The sequence below is a fragment of the Terriglobus tenax genome (assembly GCF_025685395.1).
GTDB classification, from domain to species: Bacteria; Acidobacteriota; Terriglobia; order Terriglobales; family Acidobacteriaceae; genus Terriglobus; species Terriglobus tenax.
In genome coordinates this window covers 1,104,435-1,124,532 of sequence record NZ_JAGSYA010000003.1, presented here as the reverse complement: position 1 = coordinate 1,124,532, position 20,098 = coordinate 1,104,435, and the positions used below count along the sequence as shown (strand labels likewise).

Sequence of the window (20,098 nt, the reverse complement as noted above, 5' to 3'; positions counted from 1 at the left end):
CCTCTCACTGTAAATTCACTTGCCGACGAAATTTCCTACTCGGCAGGATTCGGCCCGTAGTTGGATACGTGTCACTCATCAACAGCAATACCAATTTTTTAGAGGCTATATGCTGCTCGGATTGCCTACGACTGCGACCTATGATCTGAACAGCAGTTATGTAGCCCGCCAGCATTATTTGTCGTTCTTCGCACAGGATGACTGGCGTATTCGTCCTGACCTGACCCTGAATATGGGGCTTCGTTACGACAAGGACTTCTCGCCAACCGAGCGTCGGGGACGCGTAGTCAACGGTTTCGACTCGACCTCGGCCAGTCCGATTGCCGCTGTTGCAATTGCTGCCTACAAGGAGTGAACACGGGTAACAGAATTATCGCAAAAAAGGTATAATGGCTATGGCGAACTGGTTGATTGAGTTCTTGGATGCTGGAGTGAAAGCATCTCTCGATGCCCTTCCCTTGGACATCCGGGCAAACTTTCAGCGGATCGTGGAGTTGATTCAGGCACACGGGCTGGAGCGGGTTCGAGAGCCATACGTGAAGCATCTCGAAGGCCCGTTGTGGGAGATGCGAATGAAGGGCAAGAGCGGCATCGCACGTGCCTGCTATGTCACTGCGGTTGGGAAGCGAATCGTGGTGGTGCATGTCTTCGTGAAGAAGACACAGAAAACACCTCGGCGTGAACTGGAGCTAGCCTTGAGACGGGCAAAGGAGGTCGAATGAAGCGTAAGTTGATTCCGGCAGAAGAGTCATTTCGAGAGTGGAAGAAAGATCCATCGTATGTAGCCGCATACGACGCACTGGAGAATGAGTTTGCCCTTGCCTCCGCATTGATCGAAGCACGGAGTAAGGCCGATATGACCCAGGAAGAAGTTGCGGCTGCCATGGGGACAACGCAGGCTGTTGTTGCGAGGCTTGAAAGCGGCAAGGTGTTGCCGTCCACGCGGACTTTGGAGCGGTTCGCTCGTGCAACTCGCTCGCGTCTGCGCATCAGCTTCGAGTCCAATCAACCTGCGTTAGCTGCAAAGCGCTGAATACTCATTCGAAACTTTGGACGCTGACCTAACGGGTCAGCCTTTCCGCTTACATCTCTCCCCAGAAGATCGTTGTATGTCTTACGTCACCTCGTCGCTCTGCTTTGACTAGCCCACAACAATGTTTAGCTTTCTTCCCACTTGCGCACGCGCAGGGGCGATTGCGATCAGCTCCAGTCATCGGAACACCGCGGGAACGCGCGACAAACTCTCTGATATGAGGTGACACCGTGATCTCGTGCTTTCCCTTGGGGTCCGACACGACGATGGTGTTGCCCTTGCGCTCAACAGTGGTGATGACTGGACCGCCGGTGGGCTCCTCTATGTGGATGCCCTTCTCTGCATACCACTGGCGATCGAATACAGAAGAGTAGATATCGTCAACCCACATCCCGTCCGGGAAGTCGAGATTCCCGTACTTGAAGAAGTAACCTGCAAAGTTCAGCTCATCGCCCGTCGACACCTTGCCGTGGATTGGCTCTCGAGCAGCCAGATAGCCGAGGAACTGGCCCGGAGTCTTCAAATACTTCGCGATCGTCTCGAAATCGAAGAGATTGATCGATATCGGATACGGCTCTTGCGATGTCTTCTGTAGTTGATAAGAGAGGTCGGTACCATACTCGCTACGAGGGGTAATCGCAATGCAGATGATGAAGAAGCGTCGAACTTCTGATCGGCGTAACCGGAAGGCCTCCCGGCCCTTCTGATCGAAGAAGACCGTTTCATCGCAACTATTAACCCGCCCCTTCACATCGAGCGCCTGATCGTATGCGTACTGCACGGACTTCTCGAAGTCATTTTCATACTTGAGGAGGTCATCACCACCGCCAGCAAACGCGCGGACTCGACTGTTCTTGCACTCAACCAGAAAGACAGTGTCACCGTGCCGGACGAGGATGTCTTTCTCCAGTTGTCCCCTTTCGACGTAATAGTTCTGATGAATCTCAGCATCCGGGAATATCTCTCTGAGCCGGGCGGCGACGAATGCCTCCGTGAGCTTGTCTCGCTTCTTCAGGTAGCGATCTCGCATTGAGTCGGTTGCGAGAATATTCCGCTCTAATGCCTTTCCAACTAGCCGGTATGCGTTGGCAGGATCCAGGAAAGAATACGACCCGTCCGGGAGTGCGATCAGAGATTTGAACTCCAACGGATTCTCATCGTGGGGGAACCTGTACTCAGCCGACACACCTCCTGGTTCAACCGCCAGGAGATCGATCAGCTTCTCTGATTCCGGAGACAATCCCTTCGTGAGTTCATCGCGAGTGAAGATGTGAAGATGAGCCAGATCATTGGTGTTCTCAATCAAACGTTGCTCAAGGTGCAGCTTCTCAGCATCTTCTTTGATAGAAGCCAGGCTCGAAGGATCTTGAACATAACGGTCGCGGAGTAGCCCGAGCTCTTGCCGTATCTTGTAGCCCTCGCTGATCGCCTGCCCGGAACGATCGCTAACCGTCTCAATCAGAGAGGTGACCCATGAAAAGATGTCCGATGCACCGTTGCCAAACTGAGGACTCAGGAACGAGCCATCAAAGGGCGCTAACTTGGTCATTGCCCAGTTCTTGATCTGCTCTGGAAACGCAAGCGCGTCAGGTTCTCGCACGCGGATTGCCCATCCCATGCGGGCTATGAACTCTCTCCGGGACCCCGGAATCTTGCCGGGATGGTAGATTGCTCCGACCCGATAGAGATCAAAGATGACTTCAATTTTCTCGTCGATCTCATCGAAGTCGAGAGTGTCAGGGTCGACGCCATCGTATGGCTTCCATGGCAGAGCCAGCAGGTTCGCCCAGAGATATCGGACCTTTGGCCAAAAGCCATCGGGCTGCTCGATTTCACCGAGCCGAATGGCATGTGCCTTTGCCAGGTAGTAGTTCAAAACCACGACCGTGGGGTACTTCGCCAAGATCAAGCGCAGCTCCTGCACCATGGGTATCAGTGCCCGCTCAATCCGGGCTCGAAGTTCCATCGGTTTGGTCTCGCTGGTCGACATAAGTGTTTTCAGTCGCTAGATGGCATCGCGATTGAGAGAGCGCATCCACTCGTCGAACATCGCGTTGAACTCAGCTTCGGCAACTACATTCAACCCAAACAGCCGCGGGCTCATCTGACGCAATGCGCCGACAAGGTTGTGAGACGCAGGGTTGGCCCATAGTGCGTCGAGGAGTGCACGAATGATCAGGCTCTTCTTTTGAAACAGCAGAGGCTCACGCTGCAGGCCGACAAAGAACTCCAGGAATAGCCGAACTAATACATCGTTGGGCATCGCGATGTCGCGGAAGACTTCGATCGATTGCTTCAGTGGAAACCGCGCGGCGCCATAGTCGGAAAGCCTGCAGGCTTCCAACAAGCTCGCAGAGTCGAAGAACGTGAGCTTATAGTTGCAGCCAATGAGCCGGGCTACAGCTTTGTTGTAGTCCTCGCGTGAAAGGAGACCTGCTTCAACGAAGGAAAGCAACATGATCTGGGTCCATGTCCGCCGCGCCCCAAACTGCGAGGAAGCCAGGATGCCGAGCGTTGAGTCGTCGCACCAGAGGACAGTCTGCTCCTTCCCTGAGACCGCCATGGTCTCCGAACCGTAAACACCGAAGCAATCCTTCATCTGGTCGCGTTCAGCCGGTGGGACTGCTGCAAGTTCAACAGCGGAGACGATCTGGACATGCTGGCGGAAGCTGTCGAGGAATGCCTCGTTCTCAAGCCGCAACTGCTCGACGGCTTCCGGATCGTGCTCGATCACTTGGTATTGAGAGTTCTCATACCGCATGCTGGCCCGTTTACCAGAACGGTTATGCTCGTCGAGCAAGGTATCGTGAAGCTCTTCCCAGGTCCTCTGAGTGATGGCGAAGCGATAGAGCTTCGTCGTAAAGAGCCACTCGAGCCGCAGAAGGCGAATGGTGGCAATAGCTGTGAGATCGATGAGGACTAGCGGTCTTTCGCGCAGAAACCGAAGGCTGGCATCAGGTTCGCCAAGGTTGCCCTCGAAGCACTTCACCGGCAGTGTAGGCGTCTGGGCCACATGGATGAGGGCCTCGTAGGCATTGTGGCCGAAGCTAGCACCGTAGATGTGAAGAGAGACCGGGTTAGCTGCGTAAAGCTCCTGAACTTTTTCGAGCTTCTTTGCCCGCTCTTGCAGGTCCGTCATCATCGTGACCATGGCCGGCTGATCGATGGCATCAGGTGGACCGACATAGACCGATTGCAACATCGTCTTCGGACCGAATCGAATCTGCAGCTCTGTCATGCAATCCTGGAACCGGCGAACGTACTTCGTCTGGATCTTCCGGATGATCGCTTCACGGTTGCCCATTGGAGCTGCAGCGAGTACGAACGTGTCGCCGACCTTCTTGCCGATCAGGTCGATTGCGCGGGGGTCGCCCAGAGCAATCTCTTCGAAGTCTCTGACCGGCTTGTCGGTGTTCTCCAAGACGAACCAGCGGAACTCGCCGCTTCCCATCTCCTGGCAGTGGACCGCAGCGTCCATTCCCACAACGTCGATCTCGGCAGTCTCACCGGGCTCATGCGGACGCATGATGACGACCTGAATGAAAGCCTCGTGTGCCTCCTGCCGGTCGAAATGGCAACGAAGGTAGCGATAGGCATAGTCGATTGCATCCTGATAACTCGGCCCCTCGCGGAGGAGCCCCAGCGCAGCCATAATGTAGCGGGCGGGTAGTTCTTCTACTGGAGGAAGCTCGGCGACCGATGTGCGCACCAGGTCCCGCCTCCCGTGAAGCAGTGCTGTGATCGACAGCCGTAGTTGAGCCATCTTGTGGTTAGGGTGACGCTGCAGAAATTCCTGAAGCCGTTCAATCGCTTTGTCCCGGTTGTACAGCTCCAGATGCTGGACCTCGAACTCCAGCATCTGCCAATCCGGCGGCCTCCTCTGATTCAGCTGTTCGCAGATATCGAGAACCTTCTTGTGCAAGCGCAGTTCATCCGCACATGCGACGAGTTGGCGGGCATCGAAGGTGGGGATGTTACTGTCGAACAGCTCTTGGAAGATGGGTAGTGCTTCCTCTGCCCTCTTGAGCTGCATCAGCAGCCCAGCAAGAAACTCCTTCGTCCCTGCCTGCACTTCGTCAGAGAGTCGGGCTAATGCCTCATCGGCGTAACGGTTTGCGGCATCGCGGTCCTGGCGGCCGAGATGGATAAGTCCCTCAACTGCAGACGCCGTGGCAGGATGGATTGCAGCGCGCTGCCGCTCGAGATATATGCCAGCTGTATCCCACGCTTCGATCTGAGCCATGAATTGCGTTGCGTTGATGACGAAGGAGTCCCGCATTCGCGCTGGAATGGTTGACACATCGATCGCGGCGGACACTTCAACCGCGCGAGCCAAGTCGCCGTCCTTCGCCCGGCCGCCCAACGTCTTCGCGTAGAGGAGTACGATGTCCGGGCGAGCTTCCTGCGCATAACCTTGAGCCAACAGCTTAATGGCACTGTCGACTTCGCCAGCCATCAGATGCGCTTGTGCCCTCAACAGAATGACGTGCAGCACATCAGGAGTCAGCCTATAAGCGGCCTCAGCATCCTGAATCCCGAGATCGCGTTCGTCGTTGATGAAGCGCAGTTGAGCCCTTAGAGCGTAACCCTCCGCCTTCGGCCATACTCCTTCGTTTTCGCTCGTGCAAATTTCAATCCCTTTGGTAGCGTCTTCGATGGCATTCGAGAGGATCGTCTCCCTGGGAGCATTTAAGGTTCGGAGGCCCGCGGCTTCCTCCATCAGCATGCCTACGCCAACCTGTGCACGGACCAGCCATGACTGCGACCACTTCGCGTTCGAAAGGATGGCACTCGTGCAATATTCATCGGCCTTATCCAACTGATCGGCCATCATGCAGCGGCGGGCCAGCGCTATGCAGACCTCAGCGTCTTCAAGCAAAGCAACGTCCAGCTGCGAGCTGAGTTGATCCGGGGTCTGCGTGGCCGGGGCACTGTTGATCCAAATCCCGGCAAGCCGAGCGGATTTCGGGTAGCGCAGACGTAGCTGAGTTCCCAGCTCATACGCTCGATCCCGGTCGCCCTGCAGAAAGTAGCCAAAGACTTCATTGATCTGTGCAAGCTCGTCTTCAGGAGCATAGCCAACCGCCTCCAAGAAGTGGCGCGCCGCGTCCTCCATGCGGTTCTCGCCGAAGGCTATGGCCCCGTAGTTGGAGGCAAGCCTGAACCGCTGACGATCGTTGAAGAGATGTCCGTTTTTCGACTCCTCCTGCCGAAGCACGAAAGAGGCGTCGCGGAACTCCCGCTTGTTGACCAGATCCCGGGCCTCGTTGATTCTCTCGTCAATCTGAGGCCCGCGAAAGACATCCGTAAGCTGGGCGATAAGCTGGTCACTTTGAGCTCGAAACTGCGCACCGAGCACATCGGTGACCTGGCTGAGCGAAGCCTGTACCGTAATCTGAAAAAAGTCTTCATAGAGCCCGTCCGGCCCTGACTTCACCTTTCTGGTGAGGGATACACTTTCGTGCCGATCGAGGCGAATCCGCTGCGTAAGCGTAGCCTTCAGGTAGGCGCCGACCTCGGCCCACTCCAAGGTGCTCAAGGTCTTATTGGCCGATACGACGCGGTCGAATGCCTTCTGCAACTCCTCATCTGTAAGCGAATTCGGGAATTCGGCAAGCCACCGGTCCGCCTGATCAGTCAGACCGCCAGGAACCCAGAACTCGTACGTAATAATCCCGTCCTCGGGAATATAGCGCTCTGTATAGTCGTAGAGAACGAACTTGACCAACTCTTCGAGGAGAGAGGGTTGGGAGAACCGGTTATCGAGGTTCTTGCACTGGACGACGACCCGAAGCTTCCCACCGATATGAATCAGTACATCCCTGCCAGCATCCCGTGACGCTTTGACCAGCGTCAGCACCGCCCCTTTCGGTTCCTCAGCCTGTTTCAGAAGGTACGTGAGGATCTCAAACCCGCGACCGCCGAGCTGGAGGAACGGAAGCTGATCTTTGTTGAACGGCGTGGGCTTGTCAGCCGGCCGCTGCTCCATCTCGGAGAAGACGTCCTCGTCTGACTCCGGCATGTAAAAGCTCGGCATCGGCAGGGGCTGGTCGGGTGTAGAGCCGCGGCTGGTCAGCCGGCTCATGGTGTCCAACTGAGCGCGGAGCAGTCGAAGACCGTCCTGAGTGATCTGGTACGGGCGGCGTCGGTCCTCCATCGGAAGTGGTGCGATAAGACCTTTGGCCTCAAGACGCGAGATCGCCCCATAGAGGCCTCCTGGCCCTAACCGGGTACGGTACGTGGACTCGATGACGCGGAGCATGGAATGGCCGTGCATAGGTCCGGATTCGAGACATGCCAGAACCAGGAGCGGCGTATCCGAAAAATGCCCTAAATTCTGACCATAATTATTTACTACTTGTGAAGTAGTACCCATGGAGTAGTATCTTGGCACGATTCCGCATGGAACGCAAGTAATCCATCGCTGCCAGCAGCAGCCGGGTTGCGGGATTGGGATCTGAGGAAATTCGTCCTGAAAGGGTATGGAACGCTGGTGAGCCGCAATAGCGAGGGCTTTAGGACTTCGCTCAAGTGTGAACTGCTTCTGGCCGCTCTTGACGAAGTGGCCGGGCAGCAACACATCATGAACGAGGTCACACGAAGTCAGCGATGTTGAAGCGCTGAATAGCGCTACAAAGTAATCTCGATCCCGCTTTGCGTTCAGATCGAATGAGTCCGAGCGCTGTACGGAAGTCCAGACACAATGAAGATCATCGTTCTCTCCATCACTCATGCGCTTCAACTACTCGAAGACCCTGCTGATACGGAAGACCTCCAGACATCTAAGGCCCAGCTTCGCGCGATACTCGAAGCCGAGTTTGCCAAAGAATCTGTCGGAGCGATCTTCGAAGAATGTTCTTTTACCAAGGAATCAATTGCTGCAGAACTGGCGCGGGCGCATGATCCTAAGGTTCCTTGGCATAACATCTGCATGACGGAGGACGAGCGGAAGGCGGCTGGGATATACGACGCTCTGAGGAATCGGCCTAGCCGTCCAGACGACAACATGGAGTACACGATCGAGGAACGGATTCCAGAAGATGAAGTCCGTGAAGAGTACTTTGTGGAGCAAATCTTAACTGAGGAGGATGTCGACGGCGATGTGCTCGTGCTCGTTGGAGACATGCACGCTGGACCAGTTGCGAACAGACTTCGCGCCCGAAGACACAATGTCGAAGTACGTGGTGAACTGGTCCCCATCAAACGATGGACGGACTGTCGCATCCTCGAAGTACCGCAGCCGCCCGAAGACTAATCCTCGTAGCATCCTTGCGAAAGGTATAATCGCCCGGTGGTGCCCATCAATGAAGAACACCGCCTCAACTCAGCCGCTATAGATATCTACTTGATGACGAGTAGTGTTTCATTGACGGTTGGAGCTCTGCCATGGAGCCAATATCTTCTTCGGCTGAAATTTGTCAGAGACAATGCTGAGGCCGGCTCGCTCCAAGCGAGCTCAATACGTCAAATTCTTCATTCGGATGATGCTGACAACGAAGAAGAATGGCCGCTTATCGGGTCTGAGCATATAGACACCAATGGCAATCCATCCGCTCTTAAAGACTCTCTCCTAGAGAAGGACAACACAGGACTTCTTCATTTTCAGGCGGCTGGAAGTACAGGCCTATCCCAATGGATCTTTCATCAAGGCGACGTCGACTTCTTCCCGTCCATCCCACATGGCCATACGACTTCTGGGAGACCGAAGAAGTTGGACGCATATAGGGGCTGGATATATCCAGCGGACAAAGACAAACAAGTGGGTCGTGAGCCTCGCGGCAAAATCATCGCGCTGTGGAACGATGAAAAGTTCCGGGCGTTTGCGGCCGCTGCGCTCGTGCATTATGCGTCGACGTTTCCAAATTACATCTGGCGCGTTTCTAAACCCATGCGCCTGCCTCATCGGCATCCGTAACTCTTCGCAATTCTGAGGATTCCTCTTGAGAAACGCAGCTCTCATCACTTGATGCCAAATCGTCAAGGCGCTCGTCGAGCGGACTGACTACTTCCAATATGCCGACATATCGTTAGCGATCTGGACAACCTGTTATGGGGACTCTTGTGACCTAGTCGCTGGCGTTACCTTGCTGCGAAATCGCAGATGCCTCCGTGTTCGGTTTCTCGACGTAAAGCTGAAGGAGCTTTGGCGGCACGGGCAGCCGGAAGTGCCGACAAGCCACCAGAATCAATGGCCACCAACCACTCTTAAAACAGGACAATTCAAAGGTCTGCGGGAACTGCGCGATCTCTGCAACGATCATCTCTTCAAATGCGCCACTTCCGCTTTGGAGTTTGATGTCGGTTAAGGCTATCCCGTGGAGGTCCTTGTTCGTATAGATGTTCTCCTCGCTTGCCGCATCCGGAAACCACAGTTGGAAATTGGTGTGCTGCAGGAACTCGGTCTGCAAGTCGCTTACCAATTGAAACAATGCGTCATACTGCAAGATCACGGCTACATGGGCGATGACCGGGTACAGAATGGCTGCACTCGTCACGTTTTCCCGGTACTTCAATTCGTTGCTACCCGGATGATCCATCAATTCCGAATACGACGTGAGGATCGACGGATACTTTTCGTTCGTTGCAAAAGCAAACCGGATTCGTCTCAGCATCTCGGGTAGCCAGGACCGTAGGACGTCCCGACCGTCATCGTTAAAGAAAAGGAGACACGCGGCCAGCCCGATCTCGATGGCCTGATCGTCTTTTATTGGTGAGTTCAGGGTCGGGTTCGTCTTGATGAGCAAGTCGATGGCATTCACCGCAGCGGACACCTCTTCGAAGAGCATTTGCCGGTCTGGGCTTTCGTCACCCACGGCAAGCAGTTGATTGAGTGTCCAGATGCCAGCGATTGCGACACGGCCCTGCAAATCGTACAGTTTGAGATTCACGTCGATAGGCGACCCGCCTCGAACTGCCGAGGATAAAGCGTGCTCGCTTCGGAGATGAGGAGCGACCTTTGCAATATACGCGGAGGTGATCTGACGGTAGACCTGAAAGATCGCCATGAAGGAGGCAGTCGCCGCTTCGCTGATTTTGCTTTTCTTGCCTGCAAACAATCGGCAAATATTCCACCCATGCAGGAGAGCAAGCTCCGATGCACGATAGGCGCACTCAAGGTTCTCGGCATCGCGAGACCAGGAGAAGAGTATCCAGAGGCAGACGCTCAGTTGACGAAGTCCGCGAACTCTCTCCTCGTCTTTCGTGCAGGCCGAATCGATGCCCCGAACAAGACTTGCGAAATACTCGTAGGAAGTATCGGGTTCGTCGAGCAGAGCCAAGGTCTTCCGTAGATCGGATCGACTGCCTTCACCGATGAGGTCCTCTCGCAAAAAATACGACTGGATCAGATTTGCGAGCTTATCGCCATTCCATTCTTCAAAAGAGATGCGTCCCGGCTCTGCATTCTGAGTCATGAAGCCGTTGAATTGAGGGCGAACCTGCTCTTGGACGTCTCCGCCAAAAGTCGGACAGATGACGACCTCTTTGTCCTTGTGCTCCGGCGGGAGGCGGTTGGGAATATACGCGTCAATGATCTCGTTGAGCGAAGGCCGCAACGATTGCACGGTGTCACCGTCCCATTCTTTTCTCGACAGGTCTCCAGACTTAATCGAAAACACATAGACCTTCTCCGGGCCGCCGTCGATGCTGCCAACAGCGCCCACATCGACGCCATCCTGACGTGTACCGCGCCCTGGACGCGAGTAGACAGTTAGCCCCATCTGGCTGAGCAGGTCTGGAAGTACAGCATCCAACTCGTTGCGTTCACGTAAGCCAGCGAGATACTGGCGAATGATGAGTTTCATTTGACTCTCTTCTCTGCACGGAGGACGCGCAAGAGGAAGTGCAGACCTAGCTCGTCTATATGCATCATCCTTGGAAACGTGATTTCAGTTCCTTGCGTCTTGAACATCATGTCCGCACGATAGGTCGAACCGTCGGGACGAGCGACCCGTTGGACTGATCCGCGCCCATACAGAACGACCGATCGCTTGACCATGCTCAGTAACGGCATTTCTGAACGTGCGACATCGAACGACTTCGACATCTTTTGGCTCAGAGAGCGATTGAAGATGGCCCTTTCCTCGTCACTCATTCGTACCTCTTTGAGGCCAGAGGCCTTGCCGAGCCCATCGAGATAAGACTCTATCGTCTGGAGGCAATCTCGAAGAGCAGCGACAACCTCCACCGATTCGGTTTCGACTCTTTGAAGAAGGAGCTCACGGACGGAACTCGTGTAGTTCAAGAGGAGGGGGTCGAGGAGTAGCTGCTTGATCGGTTCAATCGGTCCACCTCGCAGGAGCGAGATCAGGAAGGACGCTGCCGCTACAGGGCTGAAAAACAAGAAGCCAGCAGCTTTTCGCGCGATAAATTCGATGCTTTCTTCGTCTTGAAAATTGACCTGCGCGGTATCGACATCCACAGTCAGTTGGGCCCGGGCTACGTTTTGGACTGCATCGGCTGCGGCCTCGCAAAGCGTGTACTCACCGGAGGCCAACCATCGAGTCACCGCCTGAGACCGAAGCGTATCTGAAGTTGCGATTCTAGCCCTTGAAGACTGGAAGTCTTTGAGCTTCACAGTCTTTGAGAAACGCCTTAGCAGCTCGTCCAGCACGTCCATTCCGACGGACCAGTTAGTGGTGTCAAGGAGAGATGCGATTCCCATATCCAGATGAGCCAGGTTGTTTTCACTCGCTCTTGTCTTCAACGCATCGGAAAGCAAGCTAACCAATGAAATATCGAGCTTTTCGGCACTCGTGGCATAATTCTCTGCTGCCACGCTCAACGTCCACTCGCCACCTTTGCCCAGACTGGATCGCGCAACGTCCGTGAGGCGCTTGCGATCGGAGCTTGCCTTCATGGAAAGCGTCAGAGCAGCGGAAAGTGACGCGGCGAGCGCTCCGTCTTCATCGGAGTTTGCCACGACTGTTTCGAGCGTCTGTAGTACGTCGGAAGGCATGCCGTCCTCCCCTTCGGCTAGAGGCACATTCGCAAGAGCGGCCAGTGCCATGCGCTGAAGCAATCCGTCAGAGGACTTCGTCAAGCGAATGACTTCTCCGAGGAAGTACGCGCGATCAGACTCAAAGCCTGCTGCCGCCACGACAGGCAGCAGAATCGCGAGCGAGGCAGGCTCGCCTTCCAGTGCTGCAAGTATTTCGACTGGCCGCTTGGGATCTTGGTCGAGAAAGCGCCGAAAATCTCCCAGCGGCCACGATGCTGCCATATCTCCTCCAGCAGCAATCACAAGATGGGCTACAGTTCTGGCGACTGCTACGGAATCGGTAGTCAGCTCCGGCAAAGCGTCCACAAAAATTTGGCGGGTCAAGAAGAAGTCAGTGTCATCCGTACCGTTTTGCAGTGATGCAAAATCAGCAACGAGATCGATCTTGCCTCTGTTGTGTGCCTCGGCAACTCGGCTACAAAAGCTTTTCCGCTCATCAGCCGTTGCTGGGACAAGAGATAGGAGTGCTCTGGGCAGGCCACCTGCTTGCGCTACATTTTTCGGATTATTGATCAATTCATCCAGAGCTTTCACGGTATCCCTCACTCACAAGGAATGATAAGCAAAGAAAGAGAGAAGGCGAAAAGTGCAAGTCGCTAACCCTAACCCAGCTCAACGTGCTCCGAGCAGTACTGAGAACTTGGCTTCGTCGAAGCTGAAAACGCAACAGGCAGTCAATGGCAGGACGGATGATTCCGGCGACGGACTAGTGGAGCTCTGATTCTTGCTTTACAGCAAGTGGTTCAGCACAGCCAAGCGGCCATCGTGCCACTGATTAGTATCGGGAACCGCCCTTAGCGGAAGTCAACCGATGTTGCGAAGGATGCGGTGCTCAAGCTGGACCTGATGAAGTTCTTGGGAGTCGGGTGTTCCTAGGCTCAGGCCACCAGAGCTCCAAGCGGCTGGTTCCAAATTGGAACGCACTAATCGAACCAGGCATCGTGTGAGTCCGCTCGGTCCGATGAAGCATCACGCGAAGAGTGAGCCCCCGAATATTAAGGGCTCTTCTTCGACATCGGGCGGCCTCTGCTTGCACGCGCACTTCAGAACCGCCGCTGACGAACTAATTTGATATAGAAAAGTTCAGATTTAACCGTCATACTAGCTTTTGCTTCCCACCTCAGGAAACCCTATGCTTTGGTTGCTCGCGCCCGCCGCATTCACTGTAATTTGGGCGCTCTACTCAATTTCCCCCGCGAAGAAGGCGGCACGTCTTGTCGGAGAAGCCGCCAAGACAGTCGAAGCTCTCCAATCGGAAGCAGATGCCTGTCGCTCGAACTGCCGCGCAGAGCTCTCATCTGCAGTCTCCTCTCGCAGGGATGACATCCAGCTGTCCCGCCTCCAAGCCATTTCCATAGAAGACCTCAAGAAACATGCCACAGGTCTCCGTTTGCAGTCGCTTCGTGACGCTGGCATACGCAGCATGGCAGACCTGCAAGGTTGGAGTCAGGGCCGCCTTGAGGGATTGCGGGGGGTAGGACCGAAGTCTGCGGCTCAAATCCCCGGCATCGTTCGGCGGATCTCCTCGTCGGTGAAATCACAACCCATCGCTGATCCCGAACCTCCATTTCATCGCGATAAGGAGCGGGCTCTTGTGCTGGCGATCTACCGCGAAATCCAGTGTGAACGGTTGTTGGACAGGGTGCCATCCGACTTCCATAAGCTTCGGAGCGAGACCAACGAGATACGGGAGCAGGTGAGTTCGAAGACAAGATTCTTTCGCTGGGTGTGGACGTTCGGGAGGAGCGAGGATATCCGGAGTGCGATTGCTGCAGCACAAGCCACCTCCCGCTCGTACGAGAAAGGCAACGAGGCCGACCAGGTCTGCGAACAAGTACGTGGCCTGCTATCTGAGTGCAACACCGTTCGCTCCAACCGTGTTGAGACCTCGAAGCTGAGCGAGGAGTACAACCAGCATTGGGCCGACTATGACAAGGCACTTGGACGCAGCGTTGGCAACAATGAGAGGGTGAGGAGGTTCCCGCCTCCTCCGGTACCCTCAAGAACTGAACAGGTCATTCCGACGAACACGAACGTAGGAAGTGCTTTGCGACAAGAAGGAGCCAGTGCGTTGGAGAGTACAAAGGCTTCGACGGTCGCTCTCGATGAGTCGAAACACCAAGTTCGAGAGCAGTTGCAGAAATACATTAACTCGATAGCGCCAGCGAAGTTCGACCAGCCGAAGCCCGCAGCGGATCAGGACCTGACATCGCTTCGCGTCGGCACATTGGGTACCCTGTCAGACTTCACGGTCCCTACGCGCCCGATGGGCCGCACCAAGAAGACAGAGAGGTGGATAACCCGCAACGAGTCCGTCGTGATCCAAGGCGTCACTCTGGCCGGCGGAATGATCTTCGTCAACGAGGGAACCGAAGAGCCTACCCCCGGAGTGATCTACCCCTCTCTGGAGGTGCGGGCCGGGGAGTACCAGCCCGGCGGCACGGAGATGTATTGGCAGGGATATGCGGGACTTTCTCCCGTGCAGCGTTACCACTATCTCCATTGGCTGGCAGACGGCGCTCGCTCGAAAGACTTCCCGCACTTTGCTGTGTTTTACTTCCATGGTCTGGAGCGTCGTCTCGTTCAGATCGCTGAGACCAAGAATGATTCCGCTTGGGACGAACGCGATGTGCTCAACGAAGTCAAGAGGATCACCTCGGACTTCTCGGAGTTCAACATTCCGTTGTCGCACTACGCAAATCGTCTCTTAGCGTTTTATGAACTGCGGAGCCTCCCTCCAGATGCCCCGGTAGAACTTGACGGCTCTATCCACCGCTCCTATGAGTTGCCCTGGAGACTGGTGTATGACCTCGGCCGCCTCGCAGCGGATCGACGGCCCGTTCCTCCGGCCCTCGCTCTGCGTTGGTTGAAGCTGGAGCCAAACTATTATCCTCGGACCCCCGTCACCCGCTGCCCAGAGCAATTCAATTCTCTGTTCCTCTCTCTCTACGTCCAGAAGTTTGACCAGGGCATGACACTACCGGCTCGCGGAAAGACTTTGACGTTCCAGTACGATCCCTCGAACTACTTTCTCCGGAGCAAAGGTCTCGAGCTGACCTTCGAGGCACTTCCCGACGCCCGTGAGTGGGCAAACATACGGAGTGAGCTGAGCGCTCTCGCGAACGAGGCCACAGCCAAGATTGACGCCTACAGCAGATTCTGTGGCCGCTCTCCAGAGAAGGCCAACTCCGTACAAGCGAGCCTCCTGTTGCCGCCTGAGATATGGCCAGAGGCCGCACGGCGAACACTGGAAGAGCTACAGGAACTTGCCAAAGGTTTTGCATCAATGGAATGGAGTCAGTTCCTCGGCCTACTCGGCGCCTCGGAGCCGCTCCCGGCGGGCCAGCTCCAAGAGATGATGCGCGGCTTACAGGCGATGGGCTTGGGAATTGAACCTGACCTCTTGGAAGGTGCACGCAGACCGAAAGCTGGCGAAGTGTGCACTCTGTTCCCTCTCACGGTTGCCGAAGAACCGGTGCGTACGGATGCTGCGTACCGTAACGCGTCCCTTGCGGTCTCGCTGATGGCCTGTGTGGCTGCCGCCGATGGCCATGCGAGCGACACCGAGCAAGCCACCGCCGTGAGCATGATCACTTCCTGGAAGCATCTGCATCTTGACCACCAGTCGCGCTTGCAAGCGATCTACCGTCATCAGGTTCAACAACCAACTCGTCTTAGCAACCTCAAGACCCGCATGCTCGCCATGCCGCAGGACGATCGGACCGAACTGTTGGGAATCCTTGCGCAGATGGTGACCTCGGATGATGTTGTGAGCCCCGCCGAGGTCAAATTCCTGGAGCAGGTCTACACGATGCTGAGTGTCGATCAGAGCCAGCTGTATGCCGCTCTCCATAAAGGCAATGTTCCGGTGCAACAGGAACCACACCGTTCCGGAGTGTTCTCACAACCGGGTTCCTCCACCAATGGCTTCAGTTTGGACCTCGGACGCATCGAGCGCCTCAAGGCAGAGAGCGAACAGGTCTCGCAGATCCTTGCAGAGGTCTTTCAAGAGGAAGAGCCAAGTGCCGCAGCCTCTGTCGTCTCCGAATCAGAGCGAGTATCGGCCATCGCGGAATCCGGCGACTGCGCCGCGCCTATGAATTGGCCGGGACTTGGCAAGGCTGAAACGGAATTCCTTACATTGCTTCTCACCCGGACCGAGTGGACGCGACAAGAACTGTCTGCGGCAGCTGCCGAACGAAAGCTTATGCTCGACGGCACGCTGGAGGTGATCAACGAATCCTCGTTTGATGTCCTCGGGGAAGCCCTGCTCGATGGCCATGATCCAATCTATGTACAAACCATGCTTCTGGAGAACGCCTGACCATGCCACCCGTACGTCCTCGTGACCGCGACTCAGTTCTGCAATCGCTTCGTGCCGGAGTGGTGCCTCGGCAAGGACAACATCTGATCCAGGTCGGTCGGGTCCAGGAGATCCGAGCGCTCATGGCGGACATCGACCGCATAGCCGATGGTGGATCCACCTTCCGGCTCGTCATCGGTGAGTATGGCGCCGGCAAGACGTTCTTCCTGAACCTTGTGCGCTCCATCGCTCTTGAGAAGAAGCTCGTGACCGTACATGCCGACCTTAACCCGGATCGGCGTCTCCACGCATCCGGTGGCCAGGCACGCTCGCTCTACGCGGAGCTCACTCGCAATATGGCGACACGCACCAAACCAGAAGGCGGTGCCCTCGCTGGGATCCTTGAAAAGTTCATCGGGACGGCTCGTACGATCGCGGAAGAATCAGGCGCGACCATCGAACGCGTCGTCCGTCAGCAGGTCCAGTCCTTGACGGAGATGGTCAATGGATACGACTTCGCGGAGGTTGTGCTCGCATACTGGCGTGGCCACGAAGAAGGTAATGAGCAACTGCGCGCAGATGCCGTGCGATGGCTGCGCGGAGAGTTCACGACACGTACCGATGCCCGCGCGGCACTCGGCGTCCGTTCCATCGTGGATGACGCAACGGTTTACGACCAGTTAAAGCTTCTTGCTCGCTTCGTGCGTCTGGCCGGTTACAGCGGTCTGTTGGTTTGCCTCGACGAGATGGTCAACCTGTACAAGCTGGCGAACACACAGGCACGTACGTCGAACTACGAACAGATCCTTCGCATCCTCAACGATTCTTTGCAGGGTTCGGCGGAAGGCCTCGGATTCATCTTGGGCGGTACGCCAGAATTCCTCTACGACACCCGTCGTGGTCTGTACAGCTACACCGCGTTGCAGTCGCGTCTCTCGCAGAACACCTTCGCGCAGGGTGGTCTCACCGATCTTTCGGGGCCGGTGATACGCCTGACCGCGCTTACGCAAGAAGACTTCTATGTGCTCCTGCACAAGCTGCGCGACGTCTTTGCCTTCGGAGATCCGGCGAAGTACACGCTTCCCGAGGAAGGTATACCGGCGTTCATGCAATTTGTGAGCCAGAGACTCGGAGCGGAGTATTTCCGCACGCCACGCACGACCATCACCTCCTTCATCGATCTCCTGAGCGTTCTCGAGAGCAATCCAGGAGCGGAATGGCAAACCCTGCTCGGTGGCATTAGCGTGCAACCTGATCACGGCGGCGATGGTGACATTGCCCTGGAGACCGAGGATGACCTCACCACCTTCAAACTCTGAGACGGCCGCCTTTCATCTCCTTGACCCGCGCATCCAGCACTGGATCTGGGAACGCGGGTGGACCAGCCTCCGGGCCGTGCAGGAGTTTGCGGCAGCACCGCTGCTGAAGGGTGAGCAGGATGTCATCCTTGCAGCAGCCACCTCGGCCGGTAAGACCGAAGCTGCCTTCTTCCCTATCCTTACACGCCTTCTCAAGGGCGGCGAGTCCTCAGGCTTCGTTTTGTCCATCAGCCCGTTGAAGGCACTGATCAATGATCAGGCGGATCGTCTGACCGACTTGTGCGAAGCCCTCGACCTCCCGGTACTTGGATGGCATGGCGATGTCTCGCAGACACGGAAGCAGAAGTTCCTGAAGAACCTTCGGGGAGTGCTCATCATCACACCGGAGTCGCTGGAATCGCTTTTCGTGAACAAGGGCACCATGATGCCCGCCTTCGCGGGAGCAATTGCCCACATCGTTGTCGACGAGTTGCATTCGTTCCTCGAAGCGGAGCGCGGCAAGCAGGTCCAGTCCCTCCTGCATCGATTGGAATGTGCTGCAGGGCGACGCATTCCCCGTGCCGGTCTGTCTGCGACGCTTGGCGACAAGACGCTTGCCGCGACTTTCCTCCGACCAGGCTCCGGCGACAAGGTCTTCACCGTCGATGCCGGTGGCGAGGGCTATGTGATGAAGCTTGCCGTGAAGGGGTATGTCGACGGGCAAGTGGTCGACGACGAATCGTGGTCCGACGATCCGTCCATCGACTCGGACGAACCACCCGAAAAACAGATGACGAGTACTGCGGAGCTGGCGATCGCTGACTACCTGTTCACACACTTGCGCGGATCCAACCATCTGATCTTCCCAAACAGTCGTGCTAAGGTCGAGAAATACGCGGACCGCCTGCGTCATCGCTCCGAGCGCGAGGGCGTGCGGAACGAATTCTGGACACACCACGGAAGCCTGTCTCGTGAGCTGCGTGAAGAATCGGAGACTGCCCTCAAGGGTGGCACGACATCTGCATCAGCGATCTGCACCACCACACTCGAACTTGGGATCGACATCGGAAACATCAAGAGTGTCGCCCAGATCGGCCCCCCGCCATCCGTTGCGAGCCTTCGCCAACGATTGGGGCGGTCAGGTCGACGCGCTGGCGAACCAGCAATCCTGCGATGCTTCTGCATCGAGAAGCCGCTCACTCCGAACTCACCACTTTCAGATCGCATTCGGGAAGGCCTGGTACAGACCATAGCCATGGTGCGCCTCCTGATGCGCCCCTGGGTCGAACCGCCACGGCTCACCGCGATTCATGCGTCGACCTTCGTACAACAGGCACTGTCAGTGATTGCAGAGCGTGGTGGTGCCACCGCCGCGGAGCTCTGGAAAGTTCTGGTACAAAGCGGAACCTTTGACCGGATCTCGCGGGAGATGTTCACGGACATCCTGCGCGGTCTCGGCGGCCGCGACATCCTGCAACAGGAGAACTCCGGGCTGCTACTGCCCGGAATCGTTGGTGAGAAGCTCATCAATCACTACGACTTCTACAGCGCTTTCTCCTCTCCGGATGAGTTCCGGCTGATCGCGGGAGAGCGGGTACTTGGCTCCCTGCCCATCACGCGGCCTCTTACCGTTGGACAGCGAATGATCTTCGGTGGACGACGGTGGCGCGTGCGCGATGTCGATTCGGAACACAAGGTCATCTATGTCTCTGCCGACCGAGGTGGGGCTCCGCCAGCATTTGAGTCCAACGGAGGCGAGGTGCACGACGTGATCCGGCAGGAGATGAAACTCGTACTTAGCGAAACCAGTGAGATCGCTTACCTGGACACAGCAGCCAAGGAGTTGCTGTATGAGGCGCGAAGGACGTATCAGGACTTACGCCTGGCGGAGCGGCAATCCTTCCGGGACGGTAAGAACACTTTGCTGTTCACTTGGATGGGAGATGCCGTGAACAGCACGCTCGCCTTCATGTTGGCGCAACGGGGTCTGGAGTGTACGAATGAGGGCGTGGCCCTCGCAATCTCGACCGAGGTTGACGAAAGTCGGCTGCTCACAGAGTTGAGTGCCATCGCGGAGCAGACAGTGCCGTCCGCGAGTGAACTCGGCATCGCGCCCGAGATGGCTGCTATCGAGAAGTGGGATTGGGCTTTGTCGAAGGCAACATGTATCGAATCCTATGCGTCAGCACGTTTAGATCTTGCGGGGGCCAAGGTTCTCGCGGCTCGGCTCGTTGACAGCATCCGCTGAGTTCTAGGGATGGCGCCGCAACTTTTGGTTCGGCCCACCTGCAATCTTCAGATGCAGCGCGAGGTGCTCCGAATCCGCTCCAGTTTGGAACGCACTGATTGTCTTTGGTGTTTGCTTCGGGATGGCTCGTGTGATCGCAGTCGCCACCAAAATAACAGATGAGGAAGAAGGCAGAGCGGGCCGATGCAACCCTTACATCAGTCTGGTTGGAACGAGC

The 20,098-nt window shown here is 56.2% G+C and carries 12 protein-coding genes and 1 pseudogene; 8 read left to right on the top strand and 5 right to left on the bottom strand.

Features of this window, described 5'->3' with window-relative positions:
• The first annotated feature begins 19 nt into the window (after positions 1-19).
• Genes OHL13_RS04715 through OHL13_RS04705 form a run of 3 tightly spaced genes read left to right on the top strand, consistent with a single transcriptional unit; the run spans position 20 to position 1,033 of the window.
• A complete protein-coding gene (locus tag OHL13_RS04715) occupies positions 20-355 on the top strand; it encodes a TonB-dependent receptor domain-containing protein (RefSeq protein WP_263408952.1) in 336 nt (111 codons plus the stop codon).
• Between the two features lie 40 nt (positions 356-395).
• Positions 396-722 carry a type II toxin-antitoxin system RelE/ParE family toxin gene (locus OHL13_RS04710; protein WP_263408951.1) on the top strand — a complete coding sequence of 109 codons (327 nt, stop codon included), beginning with the start codon at positions 396-398 and terminating at the stop codon, positions 720-722.
• A complete protein-coding gene (locus tag OHL13_RS04705; protein ID WP_263408950.1) occupies positions 719-1,033 on the top strand; it encodes a helix-turn-helix domain-containing protein in 315 nt (104 codons plus the stop codon). The genes OHL13_RS04710 and OHL13_RS04705 overlap by 4 nt, the downstream gene beginning before the upstream one ends.
• A gap of 49 nt (positions 1,034-1,082) precedes the next feature.
• Here OHL13_RS04705 and OHL13_RS04700 read toward each other — a convergent pair whose 3' ends face one another.
• From OHL13_RS04700 to OHL13_RS18695, 3 genes and pseudogenes are all read right to left on the bottom strand, one after another.
• Positions 1,083-3,023 carry a hypothetical protein gene (locus tag OHL13_RS04700; protein WP_263408949.1) on the bottom strand — a complete coding sequence of 647 codons (1,941 nt, stop codon included), beginning with the start codon at positions 3,021-3,023 and terminating at the stop codon, positions 1,083-1,085.
• A 15-nt stretch (positions 3,024-3,038) separates the two neighbouring features.
• The gene (locus OHL13_RS04695) at positions 3,039-7,118 is read right to left on the bottom strand and encodes a tetratricopeptide repeat protein (protein WP_263408948.1); all 4,080 of its coding nucleotides are present in this window, start codon (positions 7,116-7,118) and stop codon (positions 3,039-3,041) included.
• Between the two features lie 27 nt (positions 7,119-7,145).
• Positions 7,146-7,409 (bottom strand): annotated as a pseudogene (locus OHL13_RS18695) (PadR family transcriptional regulator); the annotation flags it as partial.
• Between the two features lie 327 nt (positions 7,410-7,736).
• On the opposite strand from OHL13_RS18695, the gene OHL13_RS04690 reads away from it, so the two are divergent.
• Positions 7,737-8,288: a hypothetical protein gene (locus OHL13_RS04690; protein ID WP_263408947.1), complete on the top strand. Its 552-nt coding sequence runs from the start codon at positions 7,737-7,739 to the stop codon at positions 8,286-8,288.
• Between the two features lie 39 nt (positions 8,289-8,327).
• Positions 8,328-8,948 carry a hypothetical protein gene (locus OHL13_RS04685; protein WP_263408946.1) on the top strand — a complete coding sequence of 207 codons (621 nt, stop codon included), beginning with the start codon at positions 8,328-8,330 and terminating at the stop codon, positions 8,946-8,948.
• Between the two features lie 151 nt (positions 8,949-9,099).
• Here the strand turns inward: OHL13_RS04685 and OHL13_RS04680 are convergent, their stop codons facing one another.
• Positions 9,100-10,836, bottom strand: coding sequence for a hypothetical protein (locus OHL13_RS04680; RefSeq protein WP_263408945.1), 1,737 nt, complete (start codon positions 10,834-10,836; stop codon positions 9,100-9,102).
• Complete coding sequence (locus OHL13_RS04675) at positions 10,833-12,566, bottom strand: hypothetical protein (RefSeq protein ID WP_263408944.1); 1,734 nt, start codon at positions 12,564-12,566, stop codon at positions 10,833-10,835. The genes OHL13_RS04680 and OHL13_RS04675 overlap by 4 nt, the downstream gene beginning before the upstream one ends.
• A 598-nt stretch (positions 12,567-13,164) precedes the next feature.
• Between OHL13_RS04675 and OHL13_RS04670 the strand changes: the two genes are divergently transcribed.
• The 3 genes from OHL13_RS04670 to OHL13_RS04660 all read left to right on the top strand — a co-directional run bounded on the left by OHL13_RS04670 (position 13,165) and on the right by OHL13_RS04660 (position 19,881).
• Complete coding sequence (locus OHL13_RS04670; RefSeq protein WP_263408943.1) at positions 13,165-16,356, top strand: TerB N-terminal domain-containing protein; 3,192 nt, start codon at positions 13,165-13,167, stop codon at positions 16,354-16,356.
• A gap of 2 nt (positions 16,357-16,358) precedes the next feature.
• Entirely contained in the window at positions 16,359-17,654 is a 1,296-nt protein-coding gene (locus tag OHL13_RS04665; protein ID WP_263408942.1) for an ATP-binding protein, read from the top strand.
• A gap of 76 nt (positions 17,655-17,730) precedes the next feature.
• On the top strand, positions 17,731-19,881 hold the full coding sequence (locus tag OHL13_RS04660) for a DEAD/DEAH box helicase (protein WP_263408941.1): 2,151 nt from the start codon (positions 17,731-17,733) through the stop codon (positions 19,879-19,881).
• The last annotated feature ends 217 nt before the right edge of the window (positions 19,882-20,098 follow it).

Coding starts and splice junctions, on each gene's coding strand:
- OHL13_RS04690 (WP_263408947.1), top strand. CDS start 7,737: ATGAAGATCATCGTTCTCTCCATCACTCATGCGCTTCAACTACTCGAA.
- OHL13_RS04700 (WP_263408949.1), bottom strand. CDS start 3,023: ATGTCGACCAGCGAGACCAAACCGATGGAACTTCGAGCCCGGATTGAG.
- OHL13_RS04670 (WP_263408943.1), top strand. CDS start 13,165: ATGCTTTGGTTGCTCGCGCCCGCCGCATTCACTGTAATTTGGGCGCTC.
- OHL13_RS04665 (WP_263408942.1), top strand. CDS start 16,359: ATGCCACCCGTACGTCCTCGTGACCGCGACTCAGTTCTGCAATCGCTT.
- OHL13_RS04710 (WP_263408951.1), top strand. CDS start 396: ATGGCGAACTGGTTGATTGAGTTCTTGGATGCTGGAGTGAAAGCATCT.
- OHL13_RS04680 (WP_263408945.1), bottom strand. CDS start 10,836: ATGAAACTCATCATTCGCCAGTATCTCGCTGGCTTACGTGAACGCAAC.
- OHL13_RS04705 (WP_263408950.1), top strand. CDS start 719: ATGAAGCGTAAGTTGATTCCGGCAGAAGAGTCATTTCGAGAGTGGAAG.
- OHL13_RS04695 (WP_263408948.1), bottom strand. CDS start 7,118: ATGAGCCGGCTGACCAGCCGCGGCTCTACACCCGACCAGCCCCTGCCG.